The sequence below is a fragment of the Niallia sp. Man26 genome (assembly GCF_022049065.2).
Taxonomy (GTDB): Bacteria; Bacillota; Bacilli; order Bacillales; family Cytobacillaceae; genus Niallia.
Genome location: NZ_CP095743.1, coordinates 1,019,928 through 1,042,961 on the forward strand (window position 1 = coordinate 1,019,928; position 23,034 = coordinate 1,042,961).

Genomic DNA, 23,034 nt, shown 5'->3' on the forward strand with positions numbered 1-23,034 from the left:
AAGGCAGCAACGCTGCTTTGCCTTTTTTTATGCGTCCATATTCAGGTCAATTATACCTCTAGTATGGCAGCATTCTCAAAACCAGTGTTTTTAATGATACGATTAAATTGCATTTTAAGCATGGGGCTTTTGTTAATAATGAGAATCATGCTTTTGCATCCTGTTTCCTGGTAAACACGGAAACAGCGCTCCATATATGGAATCATTGCCTGTGTCAGCACATCAATATCTAAACAGTTAATTCTTAATGTGTGCTCACAAGATGGGATGCAATTTACCTGTAAAGCGTATTCAGCAAGAAACTCCTCTACCTTTTCAGGTGTAAAAGTCCCCGCAATAATCATATCAATTGATTTGGCTGAGGGATTCACTGTAATTTCAAATTTTCCACTGTTCATGTCCCTAGAATCTCCTTATTAGATGATGCAGCCTCCTCTTAAAACGAAGAAAGTTTTTATTTCTGTTCTCAATGAGCAAAAATTGACAGGTCTCATCAGTCTGTCGGATATAAACTAATTATAATAGCAGTGCAAGCTTGCTCTGCTACAATTTTAATTTAGGGGGCATATAAATGACAACTTTCAAGGCTTATATTTGGCAGCTGAGAAAAAGTTCCTTTGAAATCGGTCAGGATTATGGAGTTTTCTTGAAGAAACAGCCAGATTTGCTGACTATGTATAAACATGTAACAAAAGAAACGATTGATTGGCGCAATATGGAAGCCATCTATAGGGAACTTGCTCCACATCTTCTAGAGGAGCTTCAAGGTGTGGCAGAAAAGCTAGAAGTTAGCTATACATCGGCTGCAGCCTGTTTTAGCGGTTATGATGTCCCAAAGACAAAAGCAATGGGCTGTACAACGCTCATTGATAATGGTGTTTATACAAGAAACTATGATTTTTCGCCCCTTTTATATGATGGCATTTTTTCCATGATTCAAACCAACAGTCAGTACGCTTCAGCGGGGTACAATTTACAGCTGCTTGGAAGGCATGACGGCGTAAATGAAAAAGGGCTTGTAATTGGTTTGCATTTTGTCAGCAATGAAGGATATAGAAAAGGAGTTTCCCCATGGGTAAGCTGCAGAATAGTGCTGGATAACTGTTCGACCGTGGAGGAGGCTGTCTGTTTATTAAAATTAATTCCTCATGCGGCTTGCTATAATTTCTCCATTGGTGATGAAAAAGGAAATATGGCAACTGTGGAAACCTGTCCCGAAAAAGTTGAAGTTCTTTGGGGGAATGGCTCACTAGCATGTACAAATCACTTCAAGCATAAGAAGATGACCACAAAAAACCGTACAAATATAGCGGGATCGCTTCAAAGGCAGACTCATTTGGCGAAATTGATGGGAAGCAGCTGGAATCAGACTAAATTATTTGAGCATTTCAGTGAGGACACATCTCCGCTGTTTTTCACAGATTATCAGGACTTCTTCGGAACCATTCATACTTTCTCTTATGCTTTCGATCAAGGCTTAATTAAGACTGCTCTTGCTAAAAGCGCTCATCCGTTAGTACTTGATTTTAAAAAGTGGGTGGGGGGAGATGACATTGTTGAGTCAGTGCTGACAGGGGAAATCAACGAAGGTTAGCATAATCCTTAGTATATAGAAATATTTTATCTAAAAATAACGATTTCAGCTATTCAAAGGGAGGATATCAAGTTATGATAGAAGCTAGCAAAAGTTAATTAAAAATATAGGAAGGTGGAAAGATTTTGTCCGATGTACTGGAAAGAAATAAAAGGCTGCGTTTAGCATTCCTGCTTGGTTCACTGGCTATTTTAGGTCCGCTTACGATCGATATGTACCTGCCATCCTTCCCGACCATTGTGAAGGATTACGGCACGACAGCCTCCCTAGTTCAGATTAGCTTGACTACCTGTCTGCTTGGCTTAGGAGCTGGCCAGCTAGTAATAGGGCCGATGAGTGATGTTATAGGACGGAGAAAACCTTTAGTCATTTTCCTGATTGTTTACTTAATCGCTTCTGTCATTTGTTCTTTTGCCCCAAATATTTACTTCTTTATTGTAGCACGCTTTGTCCAAGGCTTTTCAGCAGCCGGCGGGATTGTTATCTCAAGGGCGATTGTCCGCGATGTATACAGCGGCAAGGAATTGACGAAATTCTTTGCGTTATTAATGCTTGTTAATAACTTGGGACCAATCTTAGCACCTGTCGCAGGAAGCACGATACTCAAGTTTGGCGATTGGAATGTTGTATTTCTTGTGCTTGCATGTGTAGGAGTAATCCTATCACTTACTGTTTCTTTGCGTCTTAAGGAAACATTGCCTCCTGAGAAACGAGTGCCGAGTAATATAGGGCAAATTTTGCGGAATTTCGGGACGCTTCTAAAGGATCGCCAATTCAGAGGATATGCACTTACACAAGGCTTTATTGTAGCAGGGATCTTTGCCTATGTTTCAGGGACACCGTTTGTTTATCAAAATATTTACGGCGTTTCGCCAACAACATTCAGTCTGCTGTTTGGAATGAACGGAATTGCTTTAATGATTGGCTCCCAGCTTGTCGGAAGGTTTGCAGATACTGTTTCTGAGAGGACTTTCCTGCAAATTGGCCTCCTTATTGCCAATCTTTCAGGTATTACCTTATTCATTGCCCTGTTGCTTCATGCCCCATTGCTAGCCATTGTTATTCCCATTTTCTTTTTTGTGTCGTCCATTGGAATTATTTCAACAACATCTTTCTCATTAGCGATGGAAACACAAGGTCATATTGCAGGAAGTGCATCTGCATTGCTCGGTTTGCTTCCATTTATTTTAGGATCCATATCCGCGCCGCTAGTAGGTATTGCCGGCGAGCAAACAGCCCTTCCGATGGGTGTGATTATGTTTTTAGCGAGCTTTTTGGCGCTGCTGTCTTATTACGGCTTTGTAAGAAGGGGCAGCCGTGTGGTTGGCTCACCACAGTAATTTGTACAGATGATAGATAAGCCGCTTCTTAAACAGAAGCGGTTTTTCGAATTAATTCTTTGACAATTGGAGAAAATAGGTTTATATTTGATGTATCAATTATTGACATGTCAACTAATTGTTTGGAAGGAGAATACCATGAGTAATGATTGCCTCATACAGCTCCAGATTTTTTATCAGCTGCAAAAGCTGAATAATAATGTAAATACAAAGTTTGAGTCCTGTTTAGGCTCCAGTCCGACAAGGATTGAGATCTTGCATTGCCTCTATAATGCTGATGAGATAAGCCAGAGTGCCCTGCAGAAGGAAGTTAACATTGATAATGCAGCAGTTACAAGGCATTTAAAACAGCTTGAAGCAGCAGGACTAATATCGCGCCGTAAAAAAGCGGAGGATAACCGTGTCACGTTAGTTAGTTTAACAGAAGGCGGCCGGGAGGAAATTACCGTTTCCCTTCAGGCGAAAAAAAGCTTTATTGAACAGACGTTAAACGGTTTTAGTTCAAGCGAGCAGGAAACATTGCTTGATATGCTCTCCCGCTTGAGTAAAAATGTGTCTACGGTTGAAATATAAGATAGCTTAGATACAGTTTAAGTGCGGCTGCCTGCCTTAAGCAAGTCAGCTGCAGCCGCTTATTATACAAATTATAAGGAGGAAATAACTATGTTCATTATTCACGCAAAAATGAAATTACAAGAAGGTAAAGAAGCAGCATTTTTAAATGAGGTACAAGCTTTAGTTAAAGCATCACAAGCAGAAGAAGGAAATGTTGCCTATAATCTTGTGAAAAGTGTAGAAGAAGAAAACACTTATTTAATGATTGAAGGCTGGAAAGACCAAGCTGCTATCGAAAGCCACAACAAAAGCAGCCATTTCCAAGGATTTGTTTCTAAAGCAGGCGAATATTTAGCTGCACCGCTTGAAGCAGAATTATACCATGCAGAGAAAATCGAAAGATAACAACATAACAAAAAGGGCAGAGAATCCACTCTGCCCTTTTTATTATGTCAACTTACCAGTCAAAAATTGTGCTTCTCCAAACCCAAAGCTCCAATCCTCATCATTGTTTATCGTAAAGGATACCATAACGTCATTTGGGGTAATCCCGCATTGGCGTTCAAGTTCATCTGTCAGGCTTTTATAAAATGTCTGTTTCTGATCAGGGGTGCGGTATCTGCTTGTCACACTTATTATGAGGACATTTTCACTTCTCGAAAAACCAAGCCCTGTATCCTCAATGACCATTTCATATGATTTGTGCTGGGAAACAATCTGATATCTGTCTCTTTCTGGCACCTGAAATGCCTCTACCATGACACGGTGAGATACATCAAGTATTTTTTTGATTTCTGTCTCAGATCTTCCTTCATACATATCGAAGCGTATTAACGGCATATTATCCTCCCCAATGTTTATGATTTAATATACCATAATATTATCATTAATTAACCAAGATGTCACCAAGATATTATCTTTTTTTCTGGAATAAGAATCGGGATATTTTTTTGAATATTTTTACCGGAAAAGACGCATCTTATCTTCGATAAGGAGGTGAAAACATGAAAAAACTAGTAATGGCGCTTCTGTGTTTATTTGCTGTTCCTACAATGGCTTTTGCTGATACATATACAGTCAAAAGCGGAGATTCTATGTGGAAAATAGCTGTTAAATATCAAATAGGCTTAAGGGAAATTATTGGGGCTAACCCTCAAATTAAAAACCCAAGCCTTATTTACCCTGGCCAAAGCTTAAACATTCCGAATATCGATTCTGTTAAAACAGTAGAACGTGAAGTAATTAGATTATGTAATATCGAAAGACAAAAAGCAGGCCTTGCTCCTTTAACAGAAAACTGGGAATTATCGAGAGTAGCAAGAGACAAGTCGATGGATATGGCACAAAAGAATTATTTCAGTCATACGAGTCCAACTTATGGATCACCTTTTGACATGATGAAAGCATATGGAATCAGCTATAGATCAGCTGGTGAAAATATTGCTAAAGGACAGACAACGGCGCAGCAGGTCGTAAATTCCTGGATGAATTCAAGCGGCCATAGAGCAAATATTTTAAGCAGCTCCTTCACTCAAATAGGTGTAGGTTACTATGCAACAGGACATCATTGGACTCAAATGTTCATTTCTAAATAAGCCTTTGGTTATTGCCGCCAACTTACTAAAAATAGCAGGCGGCAATAATCCCTCTTATATCTAATTAACGATTCCTCTGTTTAAATTGAAGAAAATTTCCAATAATGAATGGTGTCTCATCTTTTTGGCTTTCCGTCATATAAACGGTTAACGTATCTGTATTTTGGCTAGGTGAATAGTTGTGGTAATGACCAACAATTTTTCTCTAGACCCATAAGGTTCGCGTTTGTTAAGATACAAAGGTGATTTTTTTAGAGGGGAAGTATTGCTTTGTCGACAAGAGAACGAATTGCGAAAAAAGTAGCTTGGATTAGCGTTATAAGCAATGTAATATTAACGATAGGAAAACTGGTAGTCGGCTGGGCGGCAAACAGTGACGCTGTGTTTGCAGATGGTATTCATTCAGCTGCAGATGTTTTTGCTTCTGTCATTGTATTGTTTGTTATTAAAATAGCAAACAAACCGGCAGATCTTGAACACCCATACGGACATGGAAAAGCGGAAATCATTGTTTCTGGAATTGTTGGAATTGTTCTGTTTGCGGTGTCTTTATATGTTGTTTATGAAGCAATCATCGGCCTGTTTCACCCGATTACAGCTCCGAATATACTTGCTATGTGGATTGCCATTATTTCATATGGCGCAAAGGAATACTTATACAGGTACAGCATGAAAATTGCTAATGACCAAAAAAGTAAAGCAATCGAGGCAATCGCGTATGATCATAAAGCTGATATTGTTGCAAGTATTGCAGCAGCAGCTGGTGTTATTCTCTCCATTATAGGAGATAAGTTCGACATCAAGCTTTTGCTGTTTGGCGATAAAGTTGCGAGTATTATTGTGGCATATTTGATTTTCAGAATATCGAGGGAAATGCTCAAAGAAGCTTTTGATATTCTGCTTGAGCGCAATATTGATTCTGCTATCTTAAGTGATTATGAGCAAATCATCTCTTCTTTTTCAGAGGTAAAAAGAATAGACCGGCTCAGAGCACGTGAACATGGTCATTATGTGCTTGTCGATTTGCGGATTTCTATCGATCATGACAAGACAATCAAGGAGGGGCATGATTTATCGAGAGAAATAAAGCAAAAGCTGATGAAAAAGCATGATAATATTGAAGAAGTGCTTATTCACTTAAATCCTTACTATTAAAACAGCCTGTGGACGCCTAAGTATGAAGGCGGCCACAGGCTGTTATGGTATAATGAAGGATATATAGAAGGACTTTTAGATGGAGGATTTTTTTGTGGAGCGTGGCAGTTTTCAATGGATGAAGTCTGTTAACAAGACAATCATCCTTAATAAAATCAGGATGTCAGAGCCGATTTCGCGAGCGCAGATTGCGAAGGAAACAAGCCTTACTCCGCCGACTGTCAGCAGTATTGTCAAAGAGCTGATGACAGAAGGGCTTGTGGTGGAAAGTACGCTTGGCGAATCGAGCGGCGGCCGCAAACCGACAATGCTGCATATTAACAGCACAGCTTTTTTTGCAGTTGGAGTGGATGCGGGACCAGAAACAGTTGAGTGTGTGCTTACAGATTTAACAGGGAAGATCTATGATCGCAGCACAGCAAAATTGCAGTTGCCAATTACGAATGAAGCGTTTATTGGAACGTTAAAGCAAGCTGTAATAAATCTATTTCTTTGTTCCGGCATTGATAAGGAGCAAGTTATTGGGATTGGCATGGCTATGCACGGTGTAGTTGATGTCGATGCAGGAGAGGTGCTTGTTGCTCCGAATATAAGCTTACGCAATATACGTGTTAAAGAGCTTTTCGAGGAAGAATTCGGCATGACGATAAGAGTGGAAAATGATGCAAGGGCAATGGCATTAGGAGAGTCATGGTTTGGCGGGCATGGTGGTGTGAACAGCATGGTGGCAATAAATATTGGCAGAGGTGTCGGTGCCGGACTTGTTTTGAATGGCAAGCTCCATCACGGGGCACAGGGAATAGCTGGAGAATTCGGCCATATGACGATTGATCTCCATGGTGCAGTATGTGAATGTGGAAATCAAGGCTGCCTGCAAACATTAATAAGCGGCAACGCAATAGAAGAGCGCTCGATTGGTATTTGCGGCGAGCGGATAAGTGGTGAGGAGATATTCGCTTTAGCGCAGGCAGGCAGCGAGGTTCATGCCGACTTCCTTTCGCAAATCGGCGAAATGATTGGAATCGGCTTGACGAATTTAATTCATTTGCTCAACCCTGATAAAATTGTGCTGGGCGGAGGCGTCATGAAAAGCGAGCAGTATTTGCTGCCTGCCATCCAAAGAAAAATCGAAAGAACAGCATTGACGAAAGAAGCAGCAAAAACAGAAGTGGTGGCAACGAGCTTAGGAGATGATGCTACTGTATTAGGAGCCGTGTCCTTGCTGCTTGTCGAGCTGTTTGACCAAAGTTAAAAAAGCTGAACCTGCACTTAGGTTCAGCTTTTTTTGTACGTTTAGTTTAATATATCGAGGAAGCGCTGAAAGGATTGCTTTTCTTTAAAGACACCAGCATCTTCAAGCACTCTCACGAATTTTTTGCCTAACTCTTTTTTGACAATCTGTTCTGCTTCAGAAACAGTGGAGATGATCCCGTATTCTTGAACAATAGCATCAGCCCATTGCTGATGATAATCTTTAACCGTATTTTCTTTCCCGAGTAAAAGCTTTGTGATTTCACCAAGCTCCTCTTTTAAGCGGGGCGGAAGGACTGCCAGCCCCATCACTTCAATCAAGCCGATGTTTTCTTTTTTGATATGATGCACATCAGCATGAGGATGGAAAATACCGAGCGGATGTTCAGCTGTTGTCCGATTGTTTCTTAAAACAAGGTCAAGCTCAAAGGACCCGTTTCGAACTCTGGCAATCGGCGTAATGGTATTATGAGGCACAGCTTCTGTAAATGCATGAATATGTGCTGCTTTATCAGAATAGCCTCTCCAAGATTTTAGAATTAGCTCTCCAGCATTGACAAGCTCTATGCTGCTTTTCCCTCTCAATCGAATCACTGACATCGGCCATTTAAGGACAGACGCAGTGACGTCAGGAAAATTATTTAAGGGAAATTGGAAGCTGTCCTCTGCTCGAGTCATCGCGAATTCATAACAGCCGCCTTGATAATGGTCATGACTGAGAATAGAGCCGCCGACAATCGGCAAATCTGCGTTAGAACCGATGAAATAATGAGGAAATTTCTCGGTAAAATGCAGCAGTCTTTCGAATGCTTGACGGTCAATTTTCATATCTCTGTGTTCGTCTGAAAAGACAATGCTGTGCTCATTATAATAAACATAAGGTGAATATTGTAAGTTCCAAGTTTCACCTGCAAGCTCAATTGGAATAATCCGATGGTTCGATCTGGCAGGATGGCCGATACGGCCGGCATAGCCTTCGTTTTCTTTGCAAAGCAGGCATTTTGGATAATGAACATCCTTCTTCATCGCACGTTCCCGCTTAATTTCCTCTGGATCTTTTTCAGGCTTGGACAGGTTAATGGTAATATCCATAACGCCGTATGCTGTATCAATTTTATAGGAAATATTATTTTTTATTCTGTTCATTTGTATATAGTTGCTGTTCTTACTTAATTGATAAAAGTAAGCTGTTGCAGCTGTCGGTGCTTGTTTATATTTATCGTAAAACGTCTCCCTAACCGCTGAAGGACGAGCTACAAAACAATTCATTAAATTGGCGGCGAAAATGTCCTTCATATCCAATAAGTTCTCGATAATAGCTTGATCAGTGGCATAGGAAACAAGCCAGTCGATTACATCATGAATAGAAAGGTCATCAGAAAGTTTCTCGACAGCAGATTCTTCTGGAAAAGCTTCCAGTTTAAAAAGCTGTATTACTTGATTTCTTACATAAATGACATCCGCAGCTTCAATCAACTCTGCTTCCTTTGCTTTTTGGACAAGTTTGTCTATATAAGCATAAATCATCTGGCCACTTCCTTCTTGTATCCGTTCGGATGGGACAAGTGCCAGTTCCAGGCATCCTTCATAATCTGCTCAATGGAAGTTCTTCTCGGCTTCCAGCCAAGAACTTCTTTTGCTTTAGCAGAACTTGCAATTAAGGTGCTCGGATCGCCGGCACGGCGCGGACCGATAACAGCAGGGATTTCTTTGCCTGTTATTGTACGGGCTGTATCGACAAGCTCCTTAACAGAGAAGCCTTGGCTGCTGCCAAGATTGAAAATATCACTTTTGCCGCCTTGTTGTAAATATTGTACGGCTAGTAAATGGGCGTCAATGAGATCCTCCACGTGAATATAATCTCTTATGCATGTACCGTCCGGAGTGTTATAGTCATCACCATATATGGTAACAAATGGGCGCTTGTTCAAGGCAGCCTGCAGAATAATCGGGATAAGATGTGTTTCAGGATCATGGTCTTCTCCAATTTCCCCTGTTTCTCTTGCTCCTGCTACATTGAAATAACGCAGTGATACATACTTTATGCCGTAAGCCTTGTCAGCCCATTCTATCATTCTCTCCATAGCCCGCTTCGTTTCTCCGTAAGGATTAGCTGGATTCGTTGCCATATCCTCTGTAATAGGAACTGTGTCCGGCTCTCCATAAGTTGCTGCGGTCGAGGAGAACACAATATTCTTTACGTTAAACTCTACCATTGCCTCAAGCAGCATTTGTGTACCGTGAACATTGTTATCATAATATTTAAGCGGGTTCTCCATTGATTCGCCGACAAGAGAGTTGGCAGCAAAGTGAATAACTGCCTCAATTTCTTCCTGTGCAAAAACAGAACGGAGGAAATTCATATCACGAATATCTCCCTCATAAAATGATGCATCAGGATGGATAGCCTCTTTGTTGCCAGTCTCTAAATTATCGATAATAATTACTTTTTGTCCACGATCATGCAGCTGATGCACAGCGTGCGATCCAACATAGCCTGCTCCGCCTACCACTAAAATGCTCATAAATAACCCACCTTTTTAAATTTCTTTTGCTCCGTCGCCGATAGTCGCTTTATAAAAGGTTGCTTCATAACCAATCTTCTTTAGATAAATTTCATTAACATTCTTTTTGAAATCCTCTGCTTTATCTTCTTCCACAATCGCAATCGCGCATCCGCCGAAGCCTGCACCAGTCATACGTGCCCCGATAACGCCAGCTTGATTCCATGCTGCTTCGACAATTGTGTCCAGTTCAGTTCCAGTCACTTCATAATCTTCTTTTAAGCTAACATGTGATTGATTCATCAGCTCACCGAATCTATTAAGGTCGCCATTGTTTAATGCGGACAGCGCTTCCAATGTTCGCGCATTTTCATAGACAGCATGCTTTGCACGCAATAGATTAACTGGGTCTTTAATAAGATGTTTTGCATTATCAAATTCCTCAACCGTCAAAGCACCTAAGCTTTCAATGGACAGCTCTGTCTGAAGATCACTTAAGGCGGCTTCGCATTGGGAGCGGCGCTCATTATACTTTGAACCAGCAAGGGTGCGCTGTTTATTTGTATTGATGATCATGATTACATGGTTTGCCAGCTTAATCGGTGCATACTTATACTCTAATGTTTGACAGTCTAGCAAAATAGCAGAATCCTTCTTACCCATTCCAATTGCAAACTGGTCCATTATCCCGCTGTTAACTCCAATATAGCTGTTTTCGACTTTTTGCCCAAGTTTTATCATCGGTATGCGCTCAATTGGAAGGTCGAACAGACCTTGAAGGAGTACACCTGTCACAAGCTCGATTGAAGCAGAAGAAGAGAGGCCGGCGCCGTTTGGAATATCGCCGTAAAACAAGATATCTGCACCCGTATCGATTGAAAAGCCGGCTTCTCGTAAATGATGAATCATGCCTTTTGGATAATTTGCCCAGTCATGAGCCTTATCGTATGCTAATGAAGACAGGTCACATTCAATGATACCGCTATCAGAAAAGTTAACAGAATAGAAACGAAAGACAGAATCATCCCGTTTTGTAGCTAGTGCGTAAGTTCCATAAGAGATGGATGCAGGAAAGACATGGCCGCCATTATAGTCTGTATGCTCACCAATCAGATTGATTCTGCCTGGAGCAAAGAACTTCCGAGGCGTAGTATCTGTAGAAAAAATAGACTGATATGTTTCAAGTAAAGGATAGTTAGTATTCATAATAGCCTCCTGTTATCGACTGTTTTAACTTTGTTAATTAATTTAATTAAGTCTATGTTCAGATTACTACTATTCTGCAGAGGACGCAATAAAAAATATAGTGATTTTTTTAAATTCGTGGCATTTTGAAAAAACAGTTTACATCATCATTATTATTTAATATAATTTAGTAAAAAATAAGTAAAAAAATTTACTGATTAAAAAGAGCTATTAAAGTTCATTACATAGATGAAAATGGTGAATGATAAGGCATGGAGGTAAAAGATGGCTACCATTAAAGATATCGCAGAAGAATCAGGGTTTTCGGTTTCGACGGTTTCCCGTGTATTAAATAATGATAAAAGTTTATCTGTTCCAGATGAGACAAGAGAAAAAATTTATGAAGTGGCAGAAAAGCTCAATTACCGAAAGAAAACAGTAAGACCGCTAGTTAAAAACATTGCTTTTTTATATTGGCTTACAGACACAGAAGAGCTTGAAGATATATATTTCAAGGAAATGCGGATTGAGATTGAAAAATCAGCAAAGAAAGCAAATGTTGAAATGTCTACATATAAAATATCAGAAGGAATCATTAGCATACCAGATACAATAGAAGGATTTATTGCTGTCGGTTCTTTTACAGAAACAGAATTAGCTTATTTAAGAAAGATTACCACAAACGGGGTATTTATTGATACTACTCCTGATCCGGATCATTTTGATTCTGTTCGGCCTGATTTGGCGCAAATTACGAAAAAAACGATAGATTTCTTAATGGAAAAAGGACATACGGAAATTGGCTTAGTCAGTGGTACTTATCATAACCCCAATACAGATAAGGATGAAATGGATGTAAGGGAAAAAATCTTCCGGGAAATTATGGCGGAAAGAGGGCTTTTAAACGAAAGCTACATTTTCTGCAGAAGAGGCTTTTCTGTGGAGAACGGCTATACTTTGATGGGCAGAGCCATTAAAAAGCTTGGTGACGATATGCCGACGGCGTTCTTTACCGCTGCTGATCCAATTGCGGTGGGCTGCCTGCAGGCATTGAATGAGCACGGTATATCCATACCTAACAGAGTCAGTATTATCAGCATAAATAATATCAGTATTGCCAAATATGTATCGCCGCCGCTGACTACTTTTCATATTGATATGAAGGAAATTTGCAAAAACGCCATCACCTTATTGTTAGAGCAGGTAGTGGAGAAAAGAAAAGTGGTTAAAACCTTATATTTAGGCTCAGAGCTTATTATAAGAAGAAGCACGAATTAAGCTAAAAGCAGCACTGTAAAGAGTGCTGCTTTTTTTTGTGAAGAAAAATAATTTCGTAAAAAAATTTACTTAATAAAGTAAAATAATTGTTTACATATTTCTTTACCGGTGCTATATTGATTTTAGTGAAACGCTTTCACATCAATTGGTGCAATTAGGAAAACTATTGGAAAGGATGTCCTATATATGAAAAAGTCTAAAAAGTATTTAAGCCTGATTGGAGGCATCGCTTTAACTTTATCACTGGCAGCCTGCGGACCTCAAGACAGCGAAGGTTCAAGCGGACAGAAAGCTTCATCTAATAAAGACTACGATCTATTAGTCTGGGAAGATATTGAAAAATCAGAAGGAATTAAAGATATCGTTGCTAAGTTTGAAGAAGAAAATGATGTTACAGTAAAAGTAGTGGAAAAACCGTACGCACAGCAAATCGAGGATTTACGCCTTGATGGTCCTGCAGGAACTGGTCCAGATGTTTTAACAATGGCTGGCGACCAAATCGGAACAGCAGTTACGGAAGGACTTATTAAAGAGCTTGCTGTTGATGACAGCACAAAATCCATCTATACAGAGTCTGCTCTGCAGTCACAAATAGTGGACGGAAAAGTATACGGTTTGCCAAAAGCAGTAGAAACGACAGTGCTTTATTATAACAAAGATTTGATCTCAGAAGAAGAACTGCCAAAAACATTGGATGAATGGTATGAATATTCCAAGCAAAACACATCTGGAGACAAATACGGATTCCTTGCTTTATTTGACCAAATTTACTATGCACAAAGCGTGTTAAGCGGCTACGGCGGTTATATTTTTGGTGAAGATGAAAGCGGTGCTTATAAGCCTGATGACATTGGTTTAAACAATGCTGGGGCATTAGAAGGTGCACAATATATTCAGAAGTTCTATAAAGAAGGACTGTTTCCAGCTGGAATTATCGGCGAACAAGGAATCAATGTGCTAGAGTCATTATTCACAGAAGGAAAAGCTGCTGCAATTATTTCCGGACCATGGAATGTTGAGCCATTTAAAAAAGCTGGCATCAACTATGGTGTTGTGAAATTGCCAGAGCTTTCTAACGGTAAAAATATGAGTGCATTCATCGGCGTGAAAAGCTACAATGTCAGCTCTTATTCTCAAGACGCAGAGCTTGCAAAAAAGCTGGCAGTATATTTGACTAATGAGGAAAATTCAAAAACAAGATACGAATTGACACAGGAAGTACCGGCTGTACAGGCATTAGCTGATGATCCGGCTGTGAAGGAAAGCGAAATAGCAAAAGCAGTTGCTGAACAGTCGCAATTCTCTGAATTGACACCGAATATTCCGGAAATGAATGAAGTTTGGACACCGGTTGATGCTGCCCTGCAGACAATCGCAACAGGCAAAGCAGAGCCAAAGGATGCCTTGAATCAGGCAGTTGAGACAGTTAAAGGTCAAATTGAAGCAAAGCATAGCAGCAACTAAAATTTACTGACAGTGCCAAACAAAAATTGTTTGGCACTGCATAATTCCGGCTCATTACATAAAGTAAGAATAATCAAGGGGTGAAAAAGGTGCAACATCGCAATAAAGCTCTTATTCTATCAATTATTCCAGGAGTTGGGCAGTTCTATAACAAGCAATGGGTAAAGGGTCTGCTGTTGCTTTTAACAGGCATAATGTTCTTTTTAGTATTTGGAGATTTGCTTAATATGGGTTTCTGGGGAATCTTTACTTTAGGAACAGAAGTACCTCGTGATAATTCTATTTTCCTTTTAGCAGAAGGAATCATTGCCATCATAGTTACATGCTTTGGATTAACGGTATATTATTTTAACTTAAGAGATGCTTATAGAAACGGAAAATTACGTGATGAAAACATGGAATTAAGTTCATTGAAAGAACAATACCATAATCTGGTTGCGCAAGGATATCCGTATCTTGTGAGCGGACCTTCTTTATTCATTTTAATTTTTGCTGTTATTTTCCCAATCCTTTTCAGTTTCGCGTTAGCCTTTACGAATTATGACTTATACCATTCTCCGCCGGCACATTTGACAGATTGGGTCGGATTGAAAACATTCGCTGAAATTTTCACAGTAGATATATGGCGTTCGACATTCTTCGATGTGCTTGCATGGACGGTTGTGTGGACAATTGTTGCCTCAACTGTGCAAGTTAGCATTGGTATTGGGCTGGCAGTCCTTGTTAACCAAAAGGAAATCCGCTTTAAGAAATTTTTCCGCACAATTCTAGTATTGCCTTGGGCAGTGCCAGGTTTTGTTACGATTTTGATTTTTGCAGGATTATTCAATGACAGTTTCGGTGCAGTCAACAACGATATTCTTGCAGCATTAGGCATAGGGCCGATACCGTGGCTGACAGATGCTAGCTGGTCAAGAGTTGCCTTAATCTTAATGCAGGGCTGGCTTGGATTCCCATATATATTCCTAGTAACAACAGGTGTGCTTCAGTCTATTCCAGACGATTTATACGAAGCAGCAACGATTGATGGTGCGAGTATTTTTGCAAAGTTCAAGCATATAACAATGCCGATGATCTTAATCGCAATGGCGCCAATCATCATTACACAGTTTACGTTCAATTTTAATAACTTTAATATTATCTATCTATTTAATGGCGGCGGCCCTGCAGTGCCTGGTTCAACAGCGGGCGGCACCGATATTTTAGTATCGTGGATTTATAAGCTGACAATGCAATCAAGCCAGTACTCTTTGGCTGCCGCATTAACGATTCTGCTTTCTGTATTTGTTATTGCGATTGCTCTATGGCAGTTCAGACGCACAAATTCATTTAAAGAAGGAGCGTAAGAGATGAAGACAAACATGAAGCAAAAAAGATTCTTTCGGCTCCTTGTCTCCTATGGCATCTTAGCTTTTATGACAGTAATCATCATTTATCCTTTGCTTTGGACAATCGGAGCAAGCTTTAATCCTGGCAACAGTCTTATTAGTACGTCCATTATTCCGAGCAATCCGACATTGGATCATTATAAAGAGCTGTTCGCAGGCAAAGAGAGTCTGCAATATGCCAACTGGTATATGAACTCGCTAAAAATCAGTGTCTTTACCATGATAGGAACGGTTATCAGCGTATCGTTCACAGCATATGCGTTTTCTCGTTTCCGTTTTAAAGGCAGAAAAAATGCACTTACAGTGTTCTTGCTGCTGCAAATGATTCCGCAGTTCTCTGCATTGATTGCCTTGTTCGTTTTAGCTCAGCTTCTTGGGCTTATGAACAGCCATTGGCTTTTGATCTTACTATATATTGGCGGACAAATACCAATGAATACGTATTTAATGAAGGGCTATATGGATTCCATTCCGATGGATCTTGATGAAAGTGCCAAAATTGATGGCGCAAGCAATACAAGAATTTTTTGGCAAATCCTCATGCCGTTATCAAGACCGATGATTGCCGTTGTAGCAATGAATGGATTCACAGGACCGTTAGGAGATTTCGTTTTGTCATCAACTATCCTGCGCACACCGGAATCTTACACATTGCCGATTGGACTCTATAATCTTGTTAATGAAGTGATGGGTGCAAGCTATACAACATTCGCTGCAGGAGCCATTTTAATAAGCATTCCAATTGCCATCATATTTATTCTGCTGCAAAAGAACTTTGTATCAGGTCTGACTGCAGGTGGAACAAAAGGTTAACTAAAAATAAGGAAACAAAAAGGAGACTTTTATGGCAAACAAAGAGAAAACATTTGTTACAGATGCTAAATTTATGCTGCATGGCGGCGATTATAACCCTGATCAGTGGCTGGACCGTCCAGATATTTTAGCGGATGACATTAAGCTGATGCAGCTGTCCCACACAAACACTTTCTCGCTTGGGATATTTGCGTGGAGCGCCTTGGAACCAGAGGAAGGTGTCTACCATTTTGAATGGCTTGATGAGGTGATAGAAAGAATTCATGGTATTGGCGGCAAAGTGATTTTGGCTACGCCAAGCGGTGCAAGACCTGCATGGATGTCCCATAAATATCCGGAGGTGCTGCGTGTTGACGGCGCTAGAAGGAAGCAGCTCCATGGCGGGCGCCATAATCACTGCTTCTCTTCTAGTGTTTATAGAGAAAAAACACAGCAGATTAACAGATTGCTTGCTGAAAGATACGGCAGCCATCCGGCTTTGCTGATGTGGCATATTTCCAATGAATATGGCGGGGAATGTCATTGTGATACCTGTCAGGAAGCCTTCCGACAATGGCTGAAGAAAAAGTACGACAATAACTTGAAGGCTGTCAATGATGCTTGGTGGGGGCCGTTTTGGAGCCACACATACAGTGACTGGTCACAGATTGAATCTCCTTCTCCAATCGGTGAGAATGCAGTGCACGGCTTAAACTTGGATTGGCGCCGATTTGTGACAGACCAGACAATTGACTTTTTTGAGAATGAAATTGTTCCAATTAAAGAGATTTCACCAGATATTCCGATTACTACAAATTTGATGGCAGATACATTTGATTTGATTCCATTCCAAAGTCTTGATTACAGCAAGTTTGCGCGTCACGTAGATGTGATAAGCTGGGATGCATATCCTGCTTGGCATAATGATTGGGAAACAACAGCGGATTTAGCGGTGAAGGTTGGCTTCATTAATGATTTATTCCGCAGTTTAAAAGAGCAGCCGTTTTTGCTGATGGAGTCAACACCAAGTGCTGTCAACTGGCATAAAGTCAATAAAGCGAAACGTCCAGGCATGCATTTGCTTTCTTCTATGCAGATGGTTGCCCATGGTTCTGACAGCGTTTTATACTTCCAGTGGCGCAAATCGCGTGGGTCGTCAGAGAAGTTTCACGGTGCAGTTGTTGACCATGATAACAGCCCGGATAACCGGGTGTTCCAGGAAGTTGCCAAGGTCGGTACAACGCTGGAAAAGCTGACCGATATTGTCGGTACAAATCGTGTAGCAGATACAGCCATCCTGTATGATTGGGAAAATAACTGGGCGCTGAATGATGCGCAAGGCTACGGATTAGACACGAAGCGCTATCCGCAAACATTGCAGCAGCATTATCGCACATTTTGGGAGCAGGATGTTCCAGTTGATGTGATCACAAAGGAAAACGATTTTTCTAAATACCGTCTGTTGATTGTGCCGATGCTCTATTTAGCAAGTGAAGAGACGATTGCCCGCTTAAAAGCGTATGTAGCAAATGGCGGTACGTTAATCATGACATATATAAGCGGAATCGTGAATGAGCATGACTTAACGTATATGGAAGGCTGGCATCAAGATCTGCAAGACATGTTTGGCCTAAATCCAATTGAAACAGATACACTTTATCCGAAAGATGCTAACACTGTCCATTACGAAGGAAAGGATTATGTACTGAAGGATTATGCAACCGTTGTAAATATTGCCTCTGCTAATGTGGAAGGTGTGTATAAAGAAGATTTTTATGCAAACACAGCAGCAGTAACAAGCAATGCTTATGAGAATGGGAAAGCTTACTATATTGGCGGCCGATTAGATGATGAGTTTCATCGTGCTTTCTACGGCAAGCTTATTGAAGAATTGTCATTAAAGCCAGATTACGCGATAACACATGGCAGCGGAGTATCTGTTCAAGCAAGACAAGATGAAGGTAAAGAGTATCTCTTTATTATGAACTTTACAGAAGATACGCAGCCAGTTGTCCTTGGCAGTGAAGTAAAGGATGTTATTACTGGTGAGCAGCTTCATGGCAGTATAAAGCTAGATAAGTATGAAGTGAGAATAGTAGAGAAAGTAAAAGGCTAATTTTTAGGAAGAGAATGCGAGAACAGCAAGGAGTATCATGCATCATTTTAAAAAAATGAATGTATTAAGCACTGTGCTGTAACTCGTATTCTCTTTTTGTTGTAAAATTCTCCAATTAGAAGGTGATGTTGATGAAAAAGAAGTGCGGTAAATGGAGGAAAGTACTTCCTTTATTGTATGTATTGATATTAATGATAAGTCTAATGCCGACAAACACTAAAGCAGCAGAAAACAGCTATGCAGTGAATGGTGGAATGGAAACAGACTTCTGGACAGATGGTTCTTGGAGCTTTCAAGATTTAGATGATAGTCAGGTTGAGGTACATCATTTTGCTTATGCAGAAGATACTTGGATAAAACCTGCTGAAGGACAGTATGCTTTGAAATTCTGGATAAAGGACAATGCCAGTGCTCAAACCTTTAAAGTGAAGCAAACAGCTGCCTCACTTCCTGCCGGAAAGTACGAATTAACCGTGCAAACGATGGGGGGAGCAGATAAAGAAGCTGGACAGGTAGCGTTATTCGCAGGTTCAAGCAAAACAAGTCAGGCAGCTACAAAAGGCTATAACAACTGGGAGACACAGTCATTGACGTTTGAACTGTCTCAGGATACAGCAAACTTTGAGTTTGGCGCTGAAATTGCAGGACAGCCGAATACTTGGGGTTATTTGGACGGCTTTTCTCTGAAAAAGGTCGATGGCAGTGCAACGGAACCAGTGGAAAGTGATATTTTCGTTGAAAAAGTTGAGGGCTTAAACGATAACTTTATCAAGGGAGTCGATGTTTCCAGCATTATTACCCAAGAAGACAGCGGTGTTACATATTACAATGAAGCAGGACAAGAGCAGGATATTTTCAAAACATTGGCAGATTCAGGCGTTAATTATGTACGTGTCCGCATCTGGAATGATCCGTATGATGCAAGCGGAAACGGATATGGCGGCGGAAATAATGATTTGGAAAAAGCAAAGGAAATAGGAAAAAGAGCGACAGCGAATGGAATGAAGCTGTTAGTAGACTTCCATTATTCGGATTTTTGGGCAGATCCTGCTAAACAGCAGGCACCTAAAGCTTGGGCCAATTTAAGTCTTGAAGACAAGAAAAAGGCGTTGTACTCGTATACGAAGGACAGTTTGCAAGCATTGCTTAACGAAGGAATCAACATCGGCATGGTCCAGGTCGGCAATGAAACGACAGGTGGATTTGTGGGCGAAAAGGACTGGACAAAAATGTCTGAGCTGTTTAATGAAGGCAGCAAGGCAATCAAGGAAGTGGATCCTAACATCCTGACAGCCTTGCATTTCACTAATCCGGAAACAGCAGGCCGCTATGCATCAATAGCAAAGACACTCGATGATAACAATGTCGATTATGATGTATTTGCAAGCTCTTACTATCCATTTTGGCATGGGTCATTAAGCAATTTAACATCTGTTTTGAAAAATGTCGCAGACACATACGGTAAAAAAGTAATGGTCGCCGAAACATCCTATACATATACAAGTATTGATGGAGATGGCCATGAAAATACAGCACCAAAAAGCTCTGGACAAACATTAAATTATCCTGTCACTGTTCAAGGACAAGCAACAGCGGTCCGGGATGTGATAGAAGCGGTCGCTAATGTGGGAGATGCAGGCATCGGCGTGTTTTATTGGGAGCCTGCCTGGATACCAGTCGGCAGCCCAGATAAGTTAGCACAAAATAAAGCCATATGGGAGAAATACGGTTCTGGCTGGGCGTCAAGTTATGCTGCAGAATATGATCCCCATGATGCCGGAGCGTGGTTTGGCGGAAGTGCAGTCGATAACCAGGCATTATTCGACTTTAACGGAAAACCGCTCGCTTCGTTAAATGTGTTTAAATACGTGAACACAGGAGCAGTTGCCCCAGTTAAAATAGAGAAGCTGACAGACGTTACAATTGAGGCAGCGGCAGGGGAAGACATCAAGCTCCCTGAAACCGTAACAGCTGTTTATAATGATGGCACAGAAGGGCCGATTGCTGTCACTTGGGATGAGCAAGCTTTAATCGAGGCAATTAATGCAGGCATCGGTGAGTATGTTATTAACGGGACAGTAGAGGGCGGTTTGTCAGTTAAGGCAAATCTTACAATTAAACCGGAAAACTTTGTGCAAAATCCAAGCTTTGAAGAGGCAGATAAAAGCATGTGGAAAATTACGTATCCGAATGATTTAGCACCACATGCCGATTTTCTAAAAAATCCCGCAGATGCTAAATCTGGTGAACATTCTTTGCATTTCTATTCAGCAGACCGTGTAGACTTTACTGTTGAACAGACAATCACAGGACTGACTCCAGGCTACTATGATGCTTCCATGTTCATTCAAGGCGGAGATGCAGCTGCTGCCAATATGAAGCTGTATGTAAAAACGAATGATAAACAATATGATGTGCCAACTAATGTTACTGGGTGGAATATTTGGGCAGATCCTAAAATCAGCGATATTCTTATATTGAATGGAACTGTTACGATCGGTGCAAGCATTCAGGCGAACGCTGGCGCATGGGGAAGCTTGGATGATTTCTCCTTCGTAAAAACTGCTGATTACGAGGAAGCTGTAGAAGAGGAGGAGCAGCCACCGCCTGCACAGGATGATCAAGCAGAGGACTCAGATGAGCAGGAGGAAGTTTCAGCAGGTGAAGAGATAAACAATGAAACTCCTGTAAAACAAGAGGAACCAAAACAAGAAACAGAAAAGCATGAAACAAATAAGCAAGTGAAAGAGGAAAACACACACCAAGAGCAAAAAGGCAACAGCCTGCCTGATACAGCTACAAGCATTTTTAACTTCTTGCTGTTAGGTTCTGTTCTTTTAGTTAGCGGCGCAATTTTGTATAAAATATAAAAGCAAGCCTGTCACTTTTTGAGAGAAGTGACAGGCTTTTTTGATTTTATTTAATAAAAAAGGAGAATATTACTAGTTTAATTATATATTTATTTATTTCGGCAAAGGTGTACAAGTTATGACACTTTTATGAATTTAAATACTTCTAAATTATCAAAAAATAACTAGAGAATTTAACCTGTATATGTTATTTTAGTATGGTAGCACTTTACCAAACTACCAAACTAAAGAAGTGTTTATTTATACATATATTAAATAAAGGGATGATGTGCAATGAAGAATATTGTCATTATTGGCAGCAGCGGCGGAAATCTGTTTAACCTCGGCGGCGCAAAACCAGTACAGCTATTGGAAGAAATATTAAAACAAGCACATGCAGCTGGATTGAATGTAGCTAATATCCAGTTTATCGCTGCGAAAGAGTCGATGGATACAGCAAAGGACCATACGAATGCGGCTATTTACGGCTATAAAGACAATGAGGTGCTATCTTTGTTTGAGGCTTCTTTAAAAGAGGTTAATCTTGAAGCAGCAAAGCTTGATAACATGATTGCAGCAAGTATTAGAAAAGGGGAAGTGGACGGCATCATTGCGATGAGTGCTGACACAAAAGCTGTTAACAAGGAGACTTTAGCTGCCGCCATTGAGAGAAAGCTGCCAATTGTCGGTACAGGAGGAACCTCTATGGCTGCAATGACAGCAATGGGCGCCAATGTTATTTCTTCCTCTGGTACGACAGGATCAACAAGCAGAACAAGAGCCATTTCGTTCATATCCTCCTTGTGTAAGCATTGGAACATAAAATTTAATCCCATCATCGGCTCATACGAAAAGACGCAAGCAACAAATACAGCTCCGTGGAAAAACATTAATATAAGGGGCATTATGGTTTCATCACTGCCAGGCTTTATCGCAATGGCGCTTATTCTCGCTATTAGCCAGATTCCAGCGCTGAAAGGATTAAGTGACATATTTGATTTAATGATAAATGCCTTACCAGTAATGCTTGCAGTTATAGCGGCTAAACAGGTTTCTGAACTGGATGAAGTGTCTATTATCGCGGGTGTTATTGCTGGGATATTGTCTGTTCAAGGCGGTATTATTGGCGGAATAATCGGCGGGATTGCAGCAGGTCTTCTTGTACAATTTTTCTTCCGCAAATGCATACAGTGGAAATTCCCAATCACGACTGTCAATATTGTCAGCGGCGGTTTATCGGGACTAATTGCTGGCTTATTCGTTTACTATTTAATCGGTCCGATTGCTTTACAGGCTGGCAACCTTATTAAGGATGTTATTGAACAAGCGGTTGCTTTTAATCCGATACTTGCCGGTGTACTAGCAGGCGTGCTCATATGGCCTGCAATTTTAGGCGGGGTTTATCATGCAGCAATCTTGCCAATTGTGCTGCTCGAAATGGAGAAAACAGGAAACAGCTTTTTAGGAGCTGTCGATATGGTTGGCTTAGTAATGGTGGCTGCAGGAATTAATCTTGCGAACATCGTTGCGCCAAGAGACAGAGGAGAGAGTGCTGTAGCTGCACCGGGCTTTTTAATCAATATGGGCTTTGGGACATTTGTAGAATCAGCGTATCCGTTCATGTTCTCCAATAAAATCGTCTTTGGCGGAGCACTTGTTTCAGCAGGAATTGGCGGAGGTCTTGTCGGCTTATTCAATGTAAGAGGAACAGCTTATGTTCCATCCTTTACAGCACCATTCCTTTCCAATAACATTGCAGGTTTTATTATCGCAATGGTTGTTCCCCTTGTCGTTGCTTTTCTGATTACACTAACTGCAAATAAGCTATCTTCCAAAAAGAGAACAGGAAAGAAACGGGAAGATGAAGTTGCAGTTTAATTGAAAGAAATCCCATTTTAAACAATGGGATTTTTTTTATTTAGGAAAACGAATATAATTAGTGTAGATATCTATTTTTAACTAGGCAAT

19 protein-coding genes are annotated in these 23,034 nt (G+C 40.6%); 14 read left to right on the top strand and 5 right to left on the bottom strand.

All coding sequences use genetic code 11. The annotated features are described in order from the left end of the window. Window positions 1-50: 50 nt before the first annotated feature. Entirely contained in the window at window positions 51-398 is a 348-nt protein-coding gene (locus L8T27_RS05220) for a hypothetical protein (protein ID WP_237941024.1), read from the bottom strand. A gap of 173 nt (window positions 399-571) precedes the next feature. On the opposite strand from L8T27_RS05220, the gene L8T27_RS05225 reads away from it, so the two are divergent. From L8T27_RS05225 to L8T27_RS05240, 4 genes are all read left to right on the top strand, one after another. Next, window positions 572-1,594, top strand: a complete 1,023-nt coding sequence (locus L8T27_RS05225) for a C45 family autoproteolytic acyltransferase/hydrolase (RefSeq protein WP_237941026.1) — start codon at window positions 572-574, stop codon at window positions 1,592-1,594. Between the two features lie 125 nt (window positions 1,595-1,719). Beyond that, window positions 1,720-2,934 carry a Bcr/CflA family multidrug efflux MFS transporter gene (locus L8T27_RS05230; protein ID WP_233317148.1) on the top strand — a complete coding sequence of 405 codons (1,215 nt, stop codon included), beginning with the start codon at window positions 1,720-1,722 and terminating at the stop codon, window positions 2,932-2,934. 138 nt (window positions 2,935-3,072) lie between these two features. Then, on the top strand, window positions 3,073-3,507 hold the full coding sequence (locus L8T27_RS05235; RefSeq protein ID WP_233317147.1) for a MarR family winged helix-turn-helix transcriptional regulator: 435 nt from the start codon (window positions 3,073-3,075) through the stop codon (window positions 3,505-3,507). Window positions 3,508-3,597: 90 nt separating this feature from the next. Then, window positions 3,598-3,894, top strand: coding sequence for a putative quinol monooxygenase (locus L8T27_RS05240; protein ID WP_233317146.1), 297 nt, complete (start codon window positions 3,598-3,600; stop codon window positions 3,892-3,894). Window positions 3,895-3,936: 42 nt separating this feature from the next. Here L8T27_RS05240 and L8T27_RS05245 read toward each other — a convergent pair whose 3' ends face one another. Further along, window positions 3,937-4,329, bottom strand: coding sequence for a tautomerase family protein (locus L8T27_RS05245; RefSeq protein ID WP_233317145.1), 393 nt, complete (start codon window positions 4,327-4,329; stop codon window positions 3,937-3,939). Window positions 4,330-4,493: 164 nt separating this feature from the next. Here L8T27_RS05245 and safA point away from each other — a divergent pair, with 164 nt between their 5' ends. From safA to L8T27_RS05260, 3 genes are all read left to right on the top strand, one after another. Then, window positions 4,494-5,084 (top strand): SafA/ExsA family spore coat assembly protein, encoded by a 591-nt coding sequence (safA, locus tag L8T27_RS05250; RefSeq protein WP_233317144.1) that lies wholly within the window; start codon window positions 4,494-4,496, stop codon window positions 5,082-5,084. 270 nt (window positions 5,085-5,354) lie between these two features. Then, a complete protein-coding gene (locus tag L8T27_RS05255) occupies window positions 5,355-6,239 on the top strand; it encodes a cation diffusion facilitator family transporter (protein WP_233317143.1) in 885 nt (294 codons plus the stop codon). A 94-nt stretch (window positions 6,240-6,333) separates the two neighbouring features. Further along, window positions 6,334-7,491 carry an ROK family transcriptional regulator gene (locus L8T27_RS05260; RefSeq protein WP_233317142.1) on the top strand — a complete coding sequence of 386 codons (1,158 nt, stop codon included), beginning with the start codon at window positions 6,334-6,336 and terminating at the stop codon, window positions 7,489-7,491. A gap of 41 nt (window positions 7,492-7,532) precedes the next feature. Here the strand turns inward: L8T27_RS05260 and L8T27_RS05265 are convergent, their stop codons facing one another. From L8T27_RS05265 to L8T27_RS05275, 3 genes are read right to left on the bottom strand one after another with little or no spacing between them, the layout of a single operon-like run. Further along, window positions 7,533-9,017, bottom strand: coding sequence for a UDP-glucose--hexose-1-phosphate uridylyltransferase (locus L8T27_RS05265; RefSeq protein ID WP_233317141.1), 1,485 nt, complete (start codon window positions 9,015-9,017; stop codon window positions 7,533-7,535). After that, entirely contained in the window at window positions 9,014-10,015 is a 1,002-nt protein-coding gene (gene galE / locus L8T27_RS05270; RefSeq protein WP_237941028.1) for a UDP-glucose 4-epimerase GalE, read from the bottom strand. Before galE ends, L8T27_RS05265 begins: the two co-directional genes overlap by 4 nt. Window positions 10,016-10,030: 15 nt before the next feature. Continuing rightward, a complete protein-coding gene (locus L8T27_RS05275) occupies window positions 10,031-11,200 on the bottom strand; it encodes a galactokinase (protein WP_233317139.1) in 1,170 nt (389 codons plus the stop codon). A gap of 264 nt (window positions 11,201-11,464) precedes the next feature. On the opposite strand from L8T27_RS05275, the gene L8T27_RS05280 reads away from it, so the two are divergent. The 7 genes from L8T27_RS05280 to L8T27_RS05310 all read left to right on the top strand — a co-directional run bounded on the left by L8T27_RS05280 (window position 11,465) and on the right by L8T27_RS05310 (window position 22,944). Continuing rightward, window positions 11,465-12,457, top strand: coding sequence for a galactan degradation operon transcriptional regulator GanR (locus L8T27_RS05280; RefSeq protein WP_233317138.1), 993 nt, complete (start codon window positions 11,465-11,467; stop codon window positions 12,455-12,457). Between the two features lie 186 nt (window positions 12,458-12,643). Beyond that, the gene (gene ganS / locus L8T27_RS05285) at window positions 12,644-13,921 is read left to right on the top strand and encodes an arabinogalactan oligomer ABC transporter substrate-binding protein GanS (protein ID WP_237941030.1); all 1,278 of its coding nucleotides are present in this window, start codon (window positions 12,644-12,646) and stop codon (window positions 13,919-13,921) included. Between the two features lie 89 nt (window positions 13,922-14,010). Then, window positions 14,011-15,267, top strand: coding sequence for a galactooligosaccharide ABC transporter permease GanP (ganP, locus tag L8T27_RS05290; RefSeq protein WP_237941032.1), 1,257 nt, complete (start codon window positions 14,011-14,013; stop codon window positions 15,265-15,267). A 3-nt stretch (window positions 15,268-15,270) separates the two neighbouring features. Then, a complete protein-coding gene (ganQ, locus tag L8T27_RS05295; RefSeq protein WP_233317135.1) occupies window positions 15,271-16,122 on the top strand; it encodes a galactooligosaccharide ABC transporter permease GanQ in 852 nt (283 codons plus the stop codon). A 31-nt stretch (window positions 16,123-16,153) separates the two neighbouring features. Further along, window positions 16,154-18,217 (top strand): beta-galactosidase GanA, encoded by a 2,064-nt coding sequence (locus tag L8T27_RS05300; protein ID WP_237941034.1) that lies wholly within the window; start codon window positions 16,154-16,156, stop codon window positions 18,215-18,217. 131 nt (window positions 18,218-18,348) lie between these two features. Beyond that, window positions 18,349-21,087: a glycosyl hydrolase 53 family protein gene (locus L8T27_RS05305; protein WP_237941036.1), complete on the top strand. Its 2,739-nt coding sequence runs from the start codon at window positions 18,349-18,351 to the stop codon at window positions 21,085-21,087. A 273-nt stretch (window positions 21,088-21,360) separates the two neighbouring features. Continuing rightward, window positions 21,361-22,944, top strand: coding sequence for a PTS sugar transporter (locus L8T27_RS05310; protein WP_237941038.1), 1,584 nt, complete (start codon window positions 21,361-21,363; stop codon window positions 22,942-22,944). Window positions 22,945-23,034: the final 90 nt, after the last annotated feature.

Bases quoted from the DNA above. Each gene is read 5' to 3' on its own strand.
- L8T27_RS05220 (WP_237941024.1), bottom strand. From the start codon at position 398: ATGAACAGTGGAAAATTTGAAATTACAGTGAATCCCTCAGCCAAATCA.
- L8T27_RS05225 (WP_237941026.1), top strand. From the start codon at position 572: ATGACAACTTTCAAGGCTTATATTTGGCAGCTGAGAAAAAGTTCCTTT.
- L8T27_RS05235 (WP_233317147.1), top strand. From the start codon at position 3,073: ATGAGTAATGATTGCCTCATACAGCTCCAGATTTTTTATCAGCTGCAA.
- L8T27_RS05240 (WP_233317146.1), top strand. From the start codon at position 3,598: ATGTTCATTATTCACGCAAAAATGAAATTACAAGAAGGTAAAGAAGCA.
- L8T27_RS05245 (WP_233317145.1), bottom strand. From the start codon at position 4,329: ATGCCGTTAATACGCTTCGATATGTATGAAGGAAGATCTGAGACAGAA.
- safA (WP_233317144.1), top strand. From the start codon at position 4,494: ATGAAAAAACTAGTAATGGCGCTTCTGTGTTTATTTGCTGTTCCTACA.
- L8T27_RS05265 (WP_233317141.1), bottom strand. From the start codon at position 9,017: ATGATTTATGCTTATATAGACAAACTTGTCCAAAAAGCAAAGGAAGCA.
- galE (WP_237941028.1), bottom strand. From the start codon at position 10,015: ATGAGCATTTTAGTGGTAGGCGGAGCAGGCTATGTTGGATCGCACGCT.
- L8T27_RS05275 (WP_233317139.1), bottom strand. From the start codon at position 11,200: ATGAATACTAACTATCCTTTACTTGAAACATATCAGTCTATTTTTTCT.
- L8T27_RS05280 (WP_233317138.1), top strand. From the start codon at position 11,465: ATGGCTACCATTAAAGATATCGCAGAAGAATCAGGGTTTTCGGTTTCG.
- ganS (WP_237941030.1), top strand. From the start codon at position 12,644: ATGAAAAAGTCTAAAAAGTATTTAAGCCTGATTGGAGGCATCGCTTTA.
- ganQ (WP_233317135.1), top strand. From the start codon at position 15,271: ATGAAGACAAACATGAAGCAAAAAAGATTCTTTCGGCTCCTTGTCTCC.
- L8T27_RS05300 (WP_237941034.1), top strand. From the start codon at position 16,154: ATGGCAAACAAAGAGAAAACATTTGTTACAGATGCTAAATTTATGCTG.
- L8T27_RS05305 (WP_237941036.1), top strand. From the start codon at position 18,349: ATGAAAAAGAAGTGCGGTAAATGGAGGAAAGTACTTCCTTTATTGTAT.
- L8T27_RS05310 (WP_237941038.1), top strand. From the start codon at position 21,361: ATGAAGAATATTGTCATTATTGGCAGCAGCGGCGGAAATCTGTTTAAC.